General features: G+C 58.4%; 12 protein-coding genes. 5 read left to right on the top strand and 7 right to left on the bottom strand.

Features of this window, described 5'->3' with window-relative positions:
- Positions 1–21: 21 nt before the first annotated feature.
- Positions 22–1593, bottom strand: a complete 1572-nt coding sequence (locus VJU77_18425) for a hypothetical protein (protein HKP05331.1) — start codon at positions 1591–1593, stop codon at positions 22–24.
- Between the two features lie 229 nt (positions 1594–1822).
- On the opposite strand from VJU77_18425, the gene VJU77_18420 reads away from it, so the two are divergent.
- Positions 1823–3151 (top strand): glycosyltransferase family 39 protein, encoded by a 1329-nt coding sequence (locus VJU77_18420; protein HKP05330.1) that lies wholly within the window; start codon positions 1823–1825, stop codon positions 3149–3151.
- Positions 3152–3198: 47 nt separating this feature from the next.
- Here the strand turns inward: VJU77_18420 and VJU77_18415 are convergent, their stop codons facing one another.
- The 4 genes from VJU77_18415 to VJU77_18400 are packed head-to-tail and all read right to left on the bottom strand — an operon-like array spanning position 3199 to position 7932.
- Entirely contained in the window at positions 3199–3975 is a 777-nt protein-coding gene (locus VJU77_18415) for a glycosyltransferase family 2 protein (GenBank protein ID HKP05329.1), read from the bottom strand.
- Between the two features lie 15 nt (positions 3976–3990).
- The gene (locus VJU77_18410) at positions 3991–5556 is read right to left on the bottom strand and encodes a phospholipid carrier-dependent glycosyltransferase (protein HKP05328.1); all 1566 of its coding nucleotides are present in this window, start codon (positions 5554–5556) and stop codon (positions 3991–3993) included.
- Between the two features lie 12 nt (positions 5557–5568).
- Positions 5569–6375, bottom strand: coding sequence for an FkbM family methyltransferase (locus tag VJU77_18405; GenBank protein ID HKP05327.1), 807 nt, complete (start codon positions 6373–6375; stop codon positions 5569–5571).
- A 45-nt stretch (positions 6376–6420) separates the two neighbouring features.
- Complete coding sequence (locus VJU77_18400) at positions 6421–7932, bottom strand: glycosyltransferase (protein HKP05326.1); 1512 nt, start codon at positions 7930–7932, stop codon at positions 6421–6423.
- Between the two features lie 220 nt (positions 7933–8152).
- On the opposite strand from VJU77_18400, the gene mpl reads away from it, so the two are divergent.
- Positions 8153–9562: a UDP-N-acetylmuramate:L-alanyl-gamma-D-glutamyl-meso-diaminopimelate ligase gene (gene mpl / locus VJU77_18395; protein ID HKP05325.1), complete on the top strand. Its 1410-nt coding sequence runs from the start codon at positions 8153–8155 to the stop codon at positions 9560–9562.
- A gap of 277 nt (positions 9563–9839) precedes the next feature.
- The gene (locus tag VJU77_18390; protein HKP05324.1) at positions 9840–12134 is read left to right on the top strand and encodes a secretin N-terminal domain-containing protein; all 2295 of its coding nucleotides are present in this window, start codon (positions 9840–9842) and stop codon (positions 12132–12134) included.
- Positions 12135–12156: 22 nt separating this feature from the next.
- Here VJU77_18390 and VJU77_18385 read toward each other — a convergent pair whose 3' ends face one another.
- Positions 12157–12519: a hypothetical protein gene (locus tag VJU77_18385; protein HKP05323.1), complete on the bottom strand. Its 363-nt coding sequence runs from the start codon at positions 12517–12519 to the stop codon at positions 12157–12159.
- Positions 12520–12597: 78 nt separating this feature from the next.
- On the opposite strand from VJU77_18385, the gene VJU77_18380 reads away from it, so the two are divergent.
- Positions 12598–14358, top strand: coding sequence for a GspE/PulE family protein (locus VJU77_18380; protein HKP05322.1), 1761 nt, complete (start codon positions 12598–12600; stop codon positions 14356–14358).
- A gap of 27 nt (positions 14359–14385) precedes the next feature.
- Here the strand turns inward: VJU77_18380 and rpe are convergent, their stop codons facing one another.
- Entirely contained in the window at positions 14386–15054 is a 669-nt protein-coding gene (gene rpe, locus VJU77_18375; protein ID HKP05321.1) for a ribulose-phosphate 3-epimerase, read from the bottom strand.
- Between the two features lie 174 nt (positions 15055–15228).
- Between rpe and VJU77_18370 the strand changes: the two genes are divergently transcribed.
- Positions 15229–16266, top strand: coding sequence for a rod shape-determining protein (locus VJU77_18370; protein HKP05320.1), 1038 nt, complete (start codon positions 15229–15231; stop codon positions 16264–16266).
- The last annotated feature ends 78 nt before the right edge of the window (positions 16267–16344 follow it).

Raw genomic sequence — 16344 nt, 5'->3', positions numbered from 1 at the left:
GCTGCGAATCAGCGGAGCGGTTTATGGATGAACGAGGTTCTTGAAGAGAAATTCGTAATTCGCGAGCCAGTTCAGGCCCACGGAGACAAGAAAGAGCGTCGTTTCGGTTGCGGTTAACCGGCGCGGGCCGTTGCCAACGATGAGCAGGAACATCCACGGGAGCATGATCATGGCGTAGCGATAGGAGAATTGCCAGCCACCTGGATTCCCGTGGAGCCACAGCACCAGGGTTAGTCCAGCGATGGCGAGCCAGCACGGCAGCCGATATTTTCCGCCTTCCCGAAAGAGCATGAACAGAAACGGGGTCGAGAAAAAGATCCCGCATCCAAACGGATAAAACCGGATGTAAGGGAAGACCGGCATGTCCCCTGCGCCCTCGAACAGCATTTTGTGGATGTTCCACGGGATGGAATAAAAGGAAAACAGGCCGTGCCGGTACCACGGTTCGTTCAAGACGCCGGGAATTCGGGCGTAACCGAAATCAGCGACCGAATGAAAACGCGAGTAATTGTAGGCGGCCATCGCGAGGAGCATGAGGGCGGGAATGGCGATGAACTTGGCCGTCCGGATTAAGGCCGGGTGATATTTCTTGTGCCAGGCGGGCGCGGGCGCCGGGACCGCAGGCGCGGGCTCGGGAGGTGTCGCCTCGGTAGTCACTGGAGCCTCGGTAACCATTGGGGTCTCCGTAGCAGCTGGAGCTTCGGGTGTTGAATCGGCAGCCGCAGATATCGGCGTGTCGGAGATGAATTCGGCAGGTGTCGGCTCAGGCTCGATGGGATTGGGAGAAGTCACCTCGGCCGAAGAGGTGGTTGTTAAATCGGCCGAAGCGGGAGCAGGTTCGACCAATTCCTCGGGTATTGCCTCTGCTTGAGGCGAATCGTGAGGCAAGGGAGCAGCCGGGGCTGAATCCGGAAGAGGTGCCGAATCCGAAAGTGGGCTCGCATCTGCTTGCTGAAAAATGGGTTGAGTTTGGCCCACTCGGAAAAACCAAAAATAGAGAAAGATCGGCACGGTGAGGACCAACTCGACCCGGTTCCCAAAAGCGAGGGCGAGAAACGCGCCGGCCAGATACGGATTCGGGCGGACCAGAGTAAAATAGAGGGCTGCGGATTGCCCGAGAACAGCGAAGCCGAGAGCAATTTGCCACGCGCCGGCGAAGCCGAGGTTCGTCCAGGTGAAAGTCGCAAACACCGGAAACAACGCGAGCAGGATGCGACGCGCCCGCGTCATGCGCATGACAAACGTCAGGCGGTAGCAAAAATAAACGCACCCGGCCGCCACGACGGAGGCCGTCACTTGCGCCGGCCAGTAGCGAATAAGGCCCATTTTGAGCAGCAGCGCGGACGGAATTTGGGCGAGAACCGCTCCAAGGGGGAAGACCGAATAGAATTTCCCCTTCCAAGGGACCAGCTCATTCAGCCAGGAGCCGGGATTCTCGCTGAGCCCAACGTGTCCTCGCAAAAGCGCGCCCGCGATCCGGACGGTGTAATCAAAATGGCCGTGGAGCGGCTTGGTCGAATAATAGAAAAGAAACCCGGCGGCGGTGCCCAGAACGAGGGCTATGACCGTATCGGATGATATCTTGAGTTTCACGCGCTTGTTATGAGCCGAGGACGATACTCATCCAGCGGAGCTCGTCGACTTACAGGAAGGATGTCGCCGTGACCAGCAGATATCCGCCGATGCCGGGACGGAGGCGCAACAGGATTGAGCCGATCGCCTCCACTTTTCAGACATATCTCAAAAATAGCTTGTCTCGCCCTCGGGTGCCATTATCAATTGCCCGCCGACCATGAAGCTTTGGCGAACATCAGCGGGAGAAATGCCCTGGCGCAGGGTTCTCTGGGCGGCCGCGCTGGTCGTTTCGTTTCTTCTCTGCGCGGCCGCGGCCTATCGCGGCGGTTACGTCGGCCCCGATTACAATGTGCATGTGGCGCGCCTCCGCGACCCGACAAGATTTTTCGATTTCTCCCATTCGTCCCCTCCCATTTATGATTTCGTGGGCCACGCGATTTACAGGATCGTCGGACCCAAGACCGCATTTCCCATCACCCTCGCGATCATTCAGGCCGCCGTTAACACCGTGGCGCTGTGGTGGTTTTTCCTCTACACGGAGCGCCGCTTTAAATCGCCCCTCCTTCATTTGGCCTTTGTTTTTTTTGTAACATTTCTCCCGGTCCGAATGATCCACTCCGTTACGAGCGGCGCCGATTGGCTGACAATTCCGGTGTTTGTTCTACTGCTTTTTGTTTTCGAGCGGTTTCGGTCTGCGGAAACGTCTACTCCGAAAAACGCGGCCCTCCTCGGGTTGGTTCTGGGGCTTGGAATTTGGAGTAAGTACAGTTTTATGGCTGTGATCCCGGCGATCTTTGTTATTTTTGGGTTCCTCTGGTGGAAGCGTCGGTGGAGCCTGCAACGATTCGTCGCAATCTGCGCGCTGAGTTTGATCCTTCCTACCGCGCTGGTGTACCATTCTTATTGGGCGAGCGCACGGGCGAAGAACTCTGTGGCCACTACGGTTTGGCTCCCGAAAGGCGGAGCGCCGGGGCAACCGGACATGAGTTGGAGGGAGCTCTTTTGGGTGAAGACCGCTGACCTCCAACTTTTCAAAGCTCCTGAGTACTTTAAGAAGGAGATTCTGGCGGCGCACAAACACAGCTACCTGGGTCTGGTTCATCTGGGCACTTTTGCCGATACGATGAACATCTTTCAGGATTTGCCTGGATCTCACAGTATCGACCGGATTCTTATCCCCGATTTGAAAACGCGCCGGCCATGGAAGACCCCGGTGATGGCGGCGTCGGTGTGCCTGGGAGCTCTCTGGACTGTCCTGGCCTTACTCGGCACGGCCTGGCTTTTTTTCGCCGCGGTGTGGCGTCTTTGGCGAGATAAAATGGAGCGCGAGGATGCCGCCCTGTTTATGGGAATACCCTACTTTTTGCTCTTGTTTCTTGCGCTCCCTTTCGTCTATTCGGGCGCTCTCGGCGGGGGTTGGACGCCACGCCTGATCCTGGTGCCGCTCCTCTGTTTTTTCTGGGCCGGATTTCTTTTGCTCGACCGAACCGTCGGAGCGAAATGGCCAAAGAGCGCGTTCGTCGTTCTCACTCTCGTCGTCATCCAGTGCGGGATTGAGATTGTGATGCTGTCGTAGGCGAACAAACCAATAGATCGCTGACGGCAAGAGACCGTTGCGATTGATCACTGCGGGGAGCGGGTGCGGACCTCAGTGTAAGCGTGGTGCAGAGGACGGTATCTCGGGGAGGCAATTACGCCTTTTCGATTCAGGAGGAAAGCTGCCAGTAATTTAAGAACACCCAGGCCGTAACGGACCGAGCGCCCGAAACCGATGGTGCTCGCTTCGGGAAAATAGCGGTGTGGCACCGAGATTTCTGCAATGCGGGCCCCAAACCAGACGGCCTGCGCCACGATCTCCTGGTCGAAAATGAAATCGTTCGAGTTCAGGAGAAAGGGCGCGGTTTCGAGCACGCTTCGGCGAAAGGCGCGAAAGCCGGTGTGATATTCCGAGAGCTCGAGCCCGAAGACCTTGTTCTCGCACCAGGTGAGAAAGCGATTCGAAATCCGCTTGTAAAGCGGCATCCCGCCCGCGACCGCGTGGGCCATTCGCGAACCCAGGACGAGGTCCGCGCGGCCCTCGATAATTGGCCGAATGAGGTCCGGGATTTTTTTCGGGTCGTATTGGTAATCGGGATGTAACATCACCACAATGTCAGCGCCGGTCTTGAGGGCCTCGACGTAACAGGTCTTCTGGTTTCCGCCGTATCCCTTATTTTCCTCATGCAGGAAAACGCGCAGCCCAAGCGCGCGCGCGATCTCCACCGTCGCATCGGCCGAAACGTCATCGACGACGATGCATTCCTGGACCGAGTCCAATGGAATCTCGCGATACGTTCTCTCCAAGGTCTTGCCGGCATTGTAAGCCGGCATGATGACCACTACTTTTTTGTCAGCAGCCATAGTCAGGCGCCGGCCCTATTGCGCCAACGGGATTCCGGCGGCCTTGGCTTTCACGAGAGTCATCACCACGACCCGGTCGGAGCCTTCCCAAGTCGAGTAGTAGTTGAAGTTAATCTCTCGAGGGCCGAATACGGCGCGAGTGAGCCAGGGATCGTTCGCGCTCCATGCGTAGGCTGCGGCGCCCTCGGTCTTGGCGAAGAAAACAACTTCATCGGGGTTGGCCTGGACGGCGTTGGATGGGAGCGCCAGGCCCCGCCCGGCTGCCATCGAGGTTACCTTAGGCGAGACCCGGAACCGAGTGCCCGGGTGATCGCGGACATAGGCCATGGCCTCCGAGGCTGCGACTCCGTCATCGCGGTGGCGGATACTTTCGCCTGCGGAGATCAACCACGCAGCGTTGGCGGCCAGAGCGCCGCCGATCACGACCGCCAGGGTGATGCGTGCCGCGGGCCAGCGGAGGCGCACGAGCGCTTCGGCCAGCCCCCGCGCGCTCAGCACGGCGAGGAATGGCGCCAGGAGAAGGAAGTTGCGGACGATGAAGACGGTGTACTTCCAGCAGAAGAACGTGGCGAAGAGAATGGGAAAGCCGATCAAGACCGCGGCGAACTTTCGGTCGTCCCGCCAACACAGAACCGCGCCGGCGATGGCTGAAACAAAGAAGACGGCTGCGATGGGGGCGTAAGGTGAGAAGACATTGAGCGCAAAATACCGCACCAACATCCAGAGGTGCGGATACCCCGGTGCGACGGAGTAACCGAACCAACCCCCGGTGTAGGTTGCTTTGACCTTGGCGAGCGCGTCTGCGAAGACGATGGGGTCGATGACAGTGCCGGGCGTAGTAACAAGGTAGCTGGCCACCGAAAGCACACCCACTATCACTACGCGGGCGGTCCGCTGCGATAAAGTGGCTGGCGTCTGCAGAGCGGCGCAAAACATCACCGGGGCGAGCAGGAGGACGCCTGGGTACTTGGTGCCGACGGCAAGACCTACGACGATCGACGCTGCCCACAACCAGCCAGAGTGCCCACGGCGGTGATAGAGCGCCAGCAGCAGAAGGCAGAGGGCGGAGAACTGTGCCAGGAGGCAGTCGCCGACCAGAAAGCGCGAGTGATACGCCAGTTCCCAGGACGTGCCAAGGATCGCGGCCGCCAGCGTCGCCTGCCACCACCGGCGGGTGGTCACCCAGACCGCCAGGTAGACCCAGAGAATCCCGAGCGCGCAAACCATTACGAAGACAGCCCGCGCCTGGAGCAGATAGTTCGGCGCATTGAAGGCCGCGACCATCGCCCCGAGGACCTGGCGGACACCGCCACCTTGTCCCAGCGCCCGCAACCCGTCATCGAGTGACGGGACCAGGGCCAGCAGCTTGGCAAAACCGGGGTAGATGTACGGGCGCGAGAGGAAGAGTCCGTTGGCGAGCATGGTGCGCGCGGCGTCCAGGGTAAACTCGCGCTCGTCCCAGTGATGGCCGAAATCGATACCGCGAAGCCCGGTGCCTACGAAGAGCGCGACCAGCAGCACCGGCGGCAGCCACAACCGCAGCCAATCAGCTTTCAAGCGCCATTTCGGTCCGGAAAACATATCCAGGGAGGGTTAGCTCTTCGCGAGATTGTTAAGGGGAGTCCGACTGGCCAGAAGGTTGATGTATTGTTTGCCTTGGACCTCGGTCAAAAGTCGGGACGGATTGGCTACATGCTGCAAGCACCCGGCTTTCATCTCGTAGAGTTCAAAGCCACGGTCGCGGAAAAAATCGAGCAAACTTTCCGGAGGCGCGTTTGCCGCCCGCAAAGCAAACGGCATAAATTCGAAAAGCACCCGAACATCTGGGCTGGCGGAAAGCAGTTCTGTCATGCCGGACAACGCGGCCAGTTCGTGACCCTGAACGTCGATTTTGATGAATTGGACCGCTCGCACAGGCAAGACGTCATCCAGGCGCGCCACTTGGACCTCGATCGGTTGGGCATCAGCTCTGGTCGGGCCGAGGCGATTATCGCCCGAATTAAAAATAGCCCGTTGGAAGGTCCCGCGTCCATTTGTTTCGCCGGCGGCACATTGGAATGGAGTGACGTTCACGGCGCCATTGGCTGCGCAGTTTTCGCACAGCATCGCAAAGAGTTCTGGTTCCGGCTCGAAAGCGAAAACGCGGCCGTCCATCCCCACGAGTCGGGCCAGCAACAGAGCGTAAAGTCCTATATTGGCGCCGATGTCCACGGTCAGCATGCCAGGCTCGACCAATTTTTCCAGCAGCCTCGCCTCCTCCTTTCCCATTAATCCCAGGCGATGAAGTCCGAGAAAGACGAGCCGGTCGAGCGAGGTGGCGCGGAGGCGCTGGTTCCACACTTTCAATTCATGATGCCAGATCGAAGCGTGGTTAAGATCGTAAAGTAAGGACCCTATCATCTCGTTTCCCGTCCGGGGAGGCAACGCGTAGCGATTTGCGCTCCGCTAGATCAACTTAATTTTCATGATGGCAAGTAAAAGCATCCGGAAGAGCAGGAGGCCGTGACGCCACCGCTGGATGTTGGTCTCGCCGTAGGTGCGCTCACGATAACGGATCGGGATGTCGCCGATTTTCAGATGCAGATGATTCGCGCCGAAAATTAGATCGAAATCCCCAAAGGGGTCGAAGTCGCCGAAGTGCGCCCGATTCGCCGCGATGCGCGCATAATCTTCCCGGAAAAGGACCTTGGTCCCGCAGAGCGTATCTTTTAACGGCTGGTTGAGCGCCCAACTGAAAGCGATTCCAAAAAATTTGTTCGCGCAGAGATTGAAGAATTTCATGGCCTTGTCTTCCATCGGATAGACCAGCCTGACGCCATTCGCGAAATCGGCTCGCCCGGAGATGACAACATTGTAGAACTTCCCGAGCTCCTCCGGCGGCACGGTGAGATCCGCATCAAGGATCATCAGGAGCTCCCCGCTGGCAGCGTCGAAAGCTTCGCGGACGGCGTTACCCTTGCCCTTTCCGGTCTGCCGCATCGTCTTGATTTGGAGATCAGGGTATTCCCTCTTGACCCGCTCAATCTCCGCCCAGGTGTGATCCGTGGAATTTCCCTCGATGAAAATGATCTCGGTCTTGCTCCCGAGCGCTGGCACGCGCCGCACGGCGTTTTCTATGTTTCCAGCCTCGTTCCGTGCCGGAATCACGACTGAAACTGTCTTAGGGCCATGCGGACGGGGCAAAGGCCGGGCGACCTGAAAGACAGTCAGAGCCAGGGGCGACACCAGCGGGGCGATGAAGCGATTGACGAACTTTTCCAGGCCAAGAAGCGGGAACGTCATGAGCAACCGGCCTTGTTGTTTGATCACGTCCCAACCCGCGAGCGAAAGCAGGTTTCGCATATCGGTCGAGCTCAGCCAATTGCAGGGAGGGTGGGCCGCGCGGAGGCCGAGCACCGTCCCCAAACTAATGAAGGGCCACCAGAGCAAGCTGTGAAAATTCAGGATCAGACGTGTTCGGCCGTGTGACACGCAGTGAGCCTTTTCGAGAATCTTCTGGACGTCGGCCGCGAAGTTGAGCGTCTCCGAGAGAATGATGAAGTCGAATGTGCGGTTGAGCTCCAGGTTCTCGCCGGCCATGACGTGGAATTTTGCCTGGGGCACTTTCGCGCGTGCGGCCCTGATTTGATTGCCGGACAGATCGATCCCCGTGAGATCCTGATTCGGCAGCAAGGCAAGAAGGTCTCCGGCGCCGCATCCGATTTCGAGGACGCTCGCGCCGGGCGGAACGAGGTTGCGGTAATAAGTGGCCAGCAATTTTCGGTAATAGCGCCCGCTCGCCGTTGGTTCCGTCGGCGCCGCGTTATAGAAGGCCCGCAACTTATCCAGCTGCCGCTCCAGGAGGGTGGGACGAAATGGAACCGACAAAGGTGGCGAACCTGGCGGCAGGGCAGGATCGTCGGAAGCGAAAACATCGTTTTCTCCCTGCTCAAGAGGAGGATTTCTGTCGGGTTCCATTCGGGGGGCAACCCTAGCTAGTCCCACGAACACCGACAAGCCTCACCGCTTCTTCTTTTTCCTCGCCAACAAAAGCATTTCATGGAGAGGAGGTTGAAGGGTTGAAGCGATGAAGCAGACGACAGTCTGCAATGGTTCAAACGCTTCAACGCCAGAACGCCTTACCGCGGCCACGCATCAACAGTAGCCAAACGCTCACTCGCATCGTAAAGGACTTTGCGTGATTTCAGGGGCACGAAATTTTCATTTCATCGGGATTTGCGGCACGGCGATGGGAGCTGTGGCGGCGGCCTTGCGCGAACGCGGCTTCATCGTCACCGGCTCCGACGAGAACGTTTACCCGCCGATGTCGACCTTTCTTGAGAGTCAGGGCATCGCCTTGTTCGCCGGGTTTCGCCCGGAAAATATCCCGGAAGGCGCCGAAGTGATCGTCATCGGAAACGCGATGAAACGCGGCAACCCGGAGGTGGAAGCGGTCCTGAATCGGAAGCTTTATTACGTCTCGCTTCCCGAGATCCTGAAAGAACTGTTCCTGCGGAGCCGGCACAATCTTGTCGTCACCGGCACCCACGGAAAGACCACCACGACCGCGCTCCTCGCCTGGATCCTCAGCGTGGCGAAGCTCGATCCCGGTTTCATCATCGGGGGCATCCCGAAAAATCTCGGGAAAGGCGCGCATCTCAACGACTCGAAATATTACGTGATCGAAGGCGACGAATACGACACGGCCTTCTTCGATAAGCGCTCGAAGTTCGTCCACTACCTGCCCGAATTACTGATCGTAAACAACATCGAGTTCGATCACGCGGACATCTTTAACAACCTCGACGAAATCAAGCTCAGTTTCCGCCGCCTCTTCAACATCGTCCCGCAAAACGGCATGATCCTGTTGAACGGCGACGACGCGAACTGCGTGGACGTGGCTCGCCAGTTGCAGCCCTTGCTGGCGCAGATCGAGGAGGTGGGGTTCTCCGCCAATTGCGCCCGCCGAATCCGCGAAGCCTCTTATTCGGCGAACGGCTCGAGCTTCATCCTCGGCGAAGACAAATTCGAGCTGCCGCTCGTCGGCGAGTTTAATGTGCGGAATGCGGCCATGGCCGTCTCGGCCGCGCGCTTTTACGGCGTGTCGCTGGCGAACATCCGGAAGGCGCTCAAGAGCTTCAAGGGGATCGCGCGCCGGCAGGAGCTGCGCGGCGAAGTGCGCGGGATCAAGGTAATCGACGATTTCGCGCACCATCCCACTGCGATCCGCGAGACCATCCGTGCGCTCCAGCATCGTTATCCCGGCTCCCGAATCTGGGCGGTGTTCGAGCCCCGATCGAACACGACGCGGCGCGCAATTTTTCAGGAGGAGCTGCCCGATGCGCTAAAGCTGGCCGATGGCGTTTTCATTTCTCAGATCGCGCGCCTTGAACAGATCCCTGCCAAAGAACGGCTCGATCCTCAGGCGGTGATGAAATCGATTGCCGCCGCGGGCCGTCCGGCTTTCTACGAACCGGATGCGGCCCACATTATCGAGAAACTGGTTCCGCTCGTGAAAGAGAAGGACGTGGTTGCGGTTTTCAGCAACGGCGGATTTGATGGCATCCATGAAAAGCTGCTCGCCGCACTGGCCGCGGTGAAACGTTAGGAGGGTTACAAAGTTAAAAAGTGCCTGGCCGCGACGCGCTCGAAGCAACCTCTGCTTCCATGGTGGCCATGGAAGCGTTGTAAAACAGTTGTAAAACGGCTGTAAAACTTTGTAACTTCAGCCACGATTCCCCTCTTATAATCTTGACCCGGAGAGGCCGACCTATTACATACAGCGCGTGTTACGGCCCTTATGTCTCGTAGCGCTGTCGGTCGCAGCGCTAAGTTCCGGATTTGCAGAGGTTAAGCCACCGGCGTCATCCGTAGCTTCGCGCCCCTTGCCTACCGCCGCCCCGCAGACTGTCGCGCAGGCGCCGGCGTCCAACCCGCAAAAGCCAGCCGCGCCTCCGAACACAGCGCCCGCTCCGGCGCCAAACCTGGCGCCCCAACCTCCGCCGCCAGCCACCGTCCCCGTGGAGAAGACGGTTACTCTTCAATATCCGAATAGCGATGTCGCCGACGTGCTTCGGCTGTACGAAACGCTCACTGGCAAAAAGCTCATCATGGACAACTTCGTCCAGGGCAAGGTCAACATCTTCCTGGCCAAACCGGTCCCCAAAGATGAGGCCATCAAGATCATCGAGATGAATTTGCTCATGAACGGCTATTCCCTCGTGCCGGCCGGGGATGAAATTGTGAAGGTAATCGGTACTGGACGCAGCCCGCGCAATGCCGGCGTCCCGATCATTTCCGACGAATCCGACATTCCGTCGGGCGACCACGTCGTGAGTTATCTTTTCCGGCTCCATTACGCCGATCCGGTCGAGCTCCAGCAGGTGCTCGGGCAGTATCTTTCGCCGCCGCAGACCTACACCTCATTTTTGGCCCTGCCAAAATCCGGCGCCATTCTCATCACGGAAAACTCGAGCGTGATCCGGATGCTCACTCACATCATCGACCAGATCGACGTCCCACCTGCCCAGGTCGTGAGTGAATTCATCAAACTCGAACGGGCCGATGCCACCAAAGTGGTTGAGGCGCTCAAAGATGTTTTCGACAAGGGGAACACGCCCGCAACCGCGCCCGCAGCAAACCCTGCCCAGCCAGGAGTACGGCCACCGGGACGGGCGAACATCCCCGGGGTGCCGCCCCAGGTGACCATTGAAGGGGATCTGGGCGGGCTCGCCGGGCTCTCGGAGGATTCAATCGTGGTCGGCAAGATCAAGATTGCGGCGGACGTGCGGACAAACCGAATTCATGTCATCACCCGGCCGGTCAACATGCCATTTATCCGAAAATTGATTGCGGAGTTCGATGCCAACGTTGAGTTCGGCAAACCGGTGACGCGGCCTCTGCGCTACATCAGCGCGGCCGACATCCTGCCGGTGCTGGTTCAAGCACTGACTGAGCCGGGCGCCAATCAGGGCCAGGGAGCGGATGCTTCCAACCCGGCGGCGCCGCAGCAGCAAGCCCAGCGCAATGTACCGCGGAACACCAGCAACAGCAGTAGCGGGTTCGACTCCGGCTTTGGCAGTAGCGGCGGAGGAAGCCAGGGTTTCTCGGAAGAACTTTCCACCCAGGCGGTCGATACCACGCCCAAGGCTGTCACGATTGGCAACTCCAAGATTATCGCCGACCAAAGGGCGAATTCCATCATCGTCCTCGGAAATCGCGAGGTTGTGGTCAAGATAATGAAAATTCTCGACGAGATGGACATCAAGGCGCCGCAGGTGGCCCTAAGCACGGTCATTGGCGAGCTGACCCTGAATTCCGATCAACAGTTTGGGGTCGATTATTTCCAGCAGAAAGTCGGCATTCCGGGGCCCAACCATGACGGTGGCGTCGCCGGCTTCTCTCGCGGCACTCTTCTGAATGCACCGATTTCCGAGCCGGGCACGCTGCAGAACTTTACCCAGCTGGCCGAAGCTGCGGCCACGGGCGGGACTAATGTTTTCCTTTCGACCGGCTTTGGTCTGAAAATGATCGTTAAAATGCTCGATGCGACCGGGCGTTTCAAGGTGATCTCACGCCCGATGGTTTTCACGAGCAACAACAAGAAGGCGATTATCGCTTCCGGGACCGAAGTTCCGGTGCCGGTAAATTCCTCGTTTAACGTTGGCCAGACTTTCTCCAGCGTTCAATTCAAGAAGGTTGCCCTCCAACTCGAAGTAGTGCCCTTGATCAACTCCGAGAAGGAAGTCTCGCTCGATATCCTTCAGAAACTGGACAACCTCCAGGGCTCTACCTCCATCGATGGAAACCCAATTCCGAACATCGCAACGCGTTATATCAAGACGACCGTGGCGGCGGCAAATGGCTCCTGCATTGTCCTTGGCGGGTTAATTCAAGAGAATAAGCGTAAAGACAAAACCGGCATTCCAGTGCTGAGCCGAATTCCAGTCATCGGGGGCATTTTTAGGAACACGAGGGAGACAAAAGATCGGACCGAGCTCATTATTCTCATGCAACCGGAAGTCGCCCTGACGAAACTCGATCTTCATCGGCTGCGGCAGAAACACGAAGACAAAATGCATTTTGGTCCGGAGATCGACCAGGATTGTCCGGATTGTCCGGCCCCCAGCGAGGATAAGGAGATCGTGCTCCCGGGACCCGATATGCCAGGGATGAAATAGCGCCGGCGGCTAATCCGCTGCGCTAATCTGATCCGCGTTGATACGTCATGAAAACGATCGCGCCCGGCTGGGGTACTACAACAACTGTCGCCGGACCCGCGATGAACATATCTTCGTGGGGCGTAAACGCCGTGGGATTTGTGGCGAAAAGGACCCACATGCCGTCCGTTCCATTGAAGACGGCGACCCCGGCAGACCGGGCAGGGGAAGAGCCCGTATCATTCTGAGTAAAATTTGTGATCTTCATCCATTCCTTGGAGGCAAGACTGATTCGCACGTCGGCACCGTTATCGGGAATGATCATGCTCTTAAACTCGCCATCTTTGGCGGGAAGAGTGGTTAGGGAGAGAGCGAAGATTGCCAAGGAAACAATGAGGGTTTTCATAGGCCGCCGATTTAACCGGAAAAGCAGCAAGATGTCGATCCTGATGACAATTGCACCTCTTGCGCGTAAGATTAACCAGTGAACACAGCGGTCAGTAATTCTCTCGTAAACCTTCTCCTGGCGAGCGGCGTCCCCTCGCGCGAAGAGGCCATCGAGCTTTCCTCGAACCTCAACGGCGGATCGTGGACCAACCAGGTACTCGATTCCGGCAAGGTGGACGAACAGCGTTTCCTTGAGGCGATCGGAAACTATTTCCAGGTCCCGGTGATCTCGATCGACACGAAACGAATCGAGCGCCCGGTGTTGTCGCTCCTCCCGAGCCGCTTTGTTTTTCAGCACCACATCCTGCCGATCGAAACCAGGGACAAAACGGTCGTGCTCGCGACCTACGATTTGTTTAATTCCGTTGGGCGTCAGCTTGCCTCCCAGCTTTTGAAACGGCCGGTCGAATGGGTGCTGGTGCCGCGCGCGCAGATTTTGCGCGCTATGAAAACCGTTTACGGCGTGGGCGCGGAAACGTTCGATGAAATTCTCAAGACGAACCGGTCGTTCGAAAACTCACAGGATATTGAAAGCGCAACCGACCTGAACGCGGACGATCCGGAAGCGTCGGTGGTGAAGTTCGTGAACCAGATCATCCGTGAAGCCATCCTGGAGCGCGCGACCGATATTCACGTGGAGCCGCTCGAGGGGGACCTTCGGATCCGTTATCGGATCGACGGAATTCTCCATGAAGTCGCGGTCCCGCCGCAGCTGCGCCTCCTCCAATCGGCCATTATTTCGCGCCTGAAAGTCATGGCGCACATGGATATCGCCGAGCGTCGTCTGCCGCAGGATGGCCGGATCAATTTGGAGGCCCACGAACAGAAGATCGACGTCCGCGTCTCGACGATTCCGACCGTGAACGGCGAGTCCATCAGCTTGCGTTTGCTCAGCCGGGACCAACAGCAGTCCTTCGGTTTCGAGCGTCTCGATCTTAGCCCGGCGCAAACGCGCATCATGAAAGCGCTCCTCAACCAGCCGAACGGGATCATTCTCGTGACCGGGCCGACCGGTTCCGGAAAATCGACCTCGCTCTATTGTTTCCTCAGCAGCATCAACTCCGTGCAGCGGCGCATCATTACCATCGAGGAACCGGTCGAATACCGGTTGCCGGGCGTCTCCCAGATCGACGTGAAACCGGAAATCGATCTCACGTTCGCGAAGGGTCTCCGTCACATTCTCCGCCAGGACCCGAATGTCGTGATGGTGGGAGAAATTCGCGACGTCGAAACCGCCGACATCGCGATCCGGGCGGCGATGACGGGTCACCTTGTCTTCAGTACGCTCCACACAAACGACGCCGTGGGCGGCATCACTCGTCTCATCGACATGGACGTGGAGCCGTTCCTCCTTGCCTCGGTCGTCAAAGCCTTTCTCGCTCAACGGCTCGTCCGAACCATCTGTCCGGACTGCAGGGAGGCGGTCGAATATCCTTCGGAATATCTCAACGAAATCGGCGCGACCATTGCGTCGGGGACGAGGTTATATCGCGGGGCCGGCTGCGAAAACTGCCGCCAAACCGGCTACCAGGGTCGCATGGCCATCTACGAAATCTGCGTTATCACCGAGCCGCTCAAGCGCCTTATCATGCAGAAACGCGACGGCGGCGAACTCAAACAGTGCGCTATTCGCGAAGGAATGATCACCTTGCGCCAGGACGGATGGCGCCGCGTGCTCGAAGGCAAAACCACGATTGAAGAAGTTTTGCGCGTGACCCAGACGGACGAAATGATGGCCGAGACCGAGCTGCACAGCGTGCCGGCCACGGTGGGCGAAACGCCGATGGTGCTCGCGTAGTCGCGCTCTCGGGATGACTCCGCGACGCTATTCTTTTGGTTCGCCCCGAAGCTTTTCGATCGCTTCCCGATAATCCGGCGCGCGGAAAATTGAGGTGCCCGCCACGAGCACGTTCGCGCCGCTCTCGATGGAGAGCTTCGCGGTTTCGGCATTGATGCCGCCATCGACTTCGAGGTCGAGTTTCGCGCCGCGATCATCGCGCCAGGCTTTCGCGCGGCCCACTTTTTCCATCATCTCAGGCCGGAACGCCTGGCCGCCAAATCCCGGGTGCACCGTCATGATGAGCAGCAGGTCGATCCTGTCCAGATAGGGCTCGATTGCTGCAAACGGCGTTGCCGGATTCAGAGTCAGCCCGGCGCCGCAGCCGGCGTCGCGGATGGCCAGGAGCGTTTTCTCCACATCATGTTTCGATTCCGGTTCGACGTGGACCGTGATGGAATTCGCCCCGGCTTCCACGAAGCGCGGCAGATAATGATCCGGATGCTCGATCATGAGATGAACATCCAGCGGAAGCCGGGTTTGCTTGCGGACGGCGGCCACCATCGCCGGACCGAAGGAAATGTTATCCACGAAGTGGCCATCCATGATGTCGAGATGGAGCCAGTCCGCGCCCGCGGCTTCGGCGCGATGAATCTCGGTGGCCAGATCGGAAAAGTCCGCGGCGAGGATGGACGGAGAGACGAGAACGCGGGGCATTGGAGTAATGGAGTAATGGAGTAATGGGGTAATGTCGAATCGCCGCTTTCCCATCAATCCACTACTCCAATACTCCAACCCGCATTCGTCCTTGACGATGCAGGGGGGCGTTTCATGTTATCGCGCTCGCAGGCGCCGTAGGCTCGCCTGGAATGCTCGACCAATTTAGATTTCATGTTTAACGGACTTTTCGGCTGGTTATCCAGCGACATCGGCATCGACCTCGGGACGGCCAACACGCTCGTTTATGTAAAGGATCAGGGTATCGTGCTCCGCGAACCGTCGGTCGTTGCCGTGCAAGCCGGCACCAACAAGGTTCTTGCGGTTGGCGACGAAGCCAAACGAATGCTCGGCCGCACCCCGGCGAACATCGTGGCCGTGCGCCCGCTGAAAGACGGCGTTATCGCTGACTTCGAAGTGACCGAAGCGATGCTGCGTCATTTCATTCAAAAAGTGCACGGGCGCCGGGTCCGGGCGAAGCCCCGGGTCGTTATCGCCGTGCCGTCGGGAATCACCGAAGTGGAAAAACGGGCGGTGCGCGAATCCGCCACCCACGCCGGCGCGCGGGAAGTTTATTTGATTGAAGAACCGATGGCGGCGGCGATCGGGGTCGGCCTGCCGGTGCAGGATCCGGCGGGGAACATGATCATCGACATCGGCGGCGGCACGACGGAAGTGGCGTTGATTTCGCTTTCCGGGATCGTCTTCAGCCGAAGCGTGCGGGTGGCGGGCGACGAGCTCGATGAAGCCATCGTGCAATACATGAAGCGCGCCTACAACCTGATGATCGGCGAACGCACCGCGGAAGAGATTAAAATCAAAATCGGCTCGGCCTATCCGAGCGAGAAAGAGACGAGCGTGGAAGTGAAGGGCCGCGATCTGGTCGCGGGTCTGCCGAAGACGCTGCAAATTACCTCGCAGGAAGTGCGGGAAGCGTTGCTCGAACCGATCTCGACCATCGTCGATTCCGTCCGCATCACTCTCGAGCGTTGCCCGCCGGAGTTGTCGGCGGATCTGGTGGACCGGGGGCTCGTCCTGGCAGGCGGCGGCGCGTTGCTTCGCGGGTTTGATAAACTTTTGAGCGAGGAAACAGGTCTTCCTGTCCATGTAGCCGAAGATCCGCTGAGCGCCGTCGCGGAGGGAACCGGCAAATGCCTCAATGAACTTAAATTTTTGCGTCAGGTGGCTTCAACCGATCGCAATTGGCGCTAGGAGATTGCAGATTGCCGATTGCCGATTTCAGATTGCGCGGTTCGCCGCGCCCTTCCTGAAGTCTGAAGTCGCAAATCT

The sequence above is a fragment of the Chthoniobacterales bacterium genome, assembly GCA_035274845.1.
GTDB lineage: Bacteria > Verrucomicrobiota > Verrucomicrobiia > Chthoniobacterales > UBA10450 > AV80.
Note: the sequence above shows the minus strand (reverse complement) of the source record. Positions and strands in the feature narration are given on the sequence as shown.

Excerpts from the sequence above, each read along its gene's own strand:
- VJU77_18385 (HKP05323.1), bottom strand. The coding sequence starts at position 12,519 with ATGAAAACCCTCATTGTTTCCTTGGCAATCTTCGCTCTCTCCCTAACC.
- rpe (HKP05321.1), bottom strand. The coding sequence starts at position 15,054 with ATGCCCCGCGTTCTCGTCTCTCCGTCCATCCTCGCCGCGGACTTTTCC.
- VJU77_18415 (HKP05329.1), bottom strand. The coding sequence starts at position 3,975 with ATGGCTGCTGACAAAAAAGTAGTGGTCATCATGCCGGCTTACAATGCC.
- VJU77_18420 (HKP05330.1), top strand. The coding sequence starts at position 1,823 with ATGCCCTGGCGCAGGGTTCTCTGGGCGGCCGCGCTGGTCGTTTCGTTT.
- VJU77_18405 (HKP05327.1), bottom strand. The coding sequence starts at position 6,375 with ATGATAGGGTCCTTACTTTACGATCTTAACCACGCTTCGATCTGGCAT.
- VJU77_18370 (HKP05320.1), top strand. The coding sequence starts at position 15,229 with ATGTTTAACGGACTTTTCGGCTGGTTATCCAGCGACATCGGCATCGAC.
- VJU77_18410 (HKP05328.1), bottom strand. The coding sequence starts at position 5,556 with ATGTTTTCCGGACCGAAATGGCGCTTGAAAGCTGATTGGCTGCGGTTG.
- VJU77_18400 (HKP05326.1), bottom strand. The coding sequence starts at position 7,932 with ATGGAACCCGACAGAAATCCTCCTCTTGAGCAGGGAGAAAACGATGTT.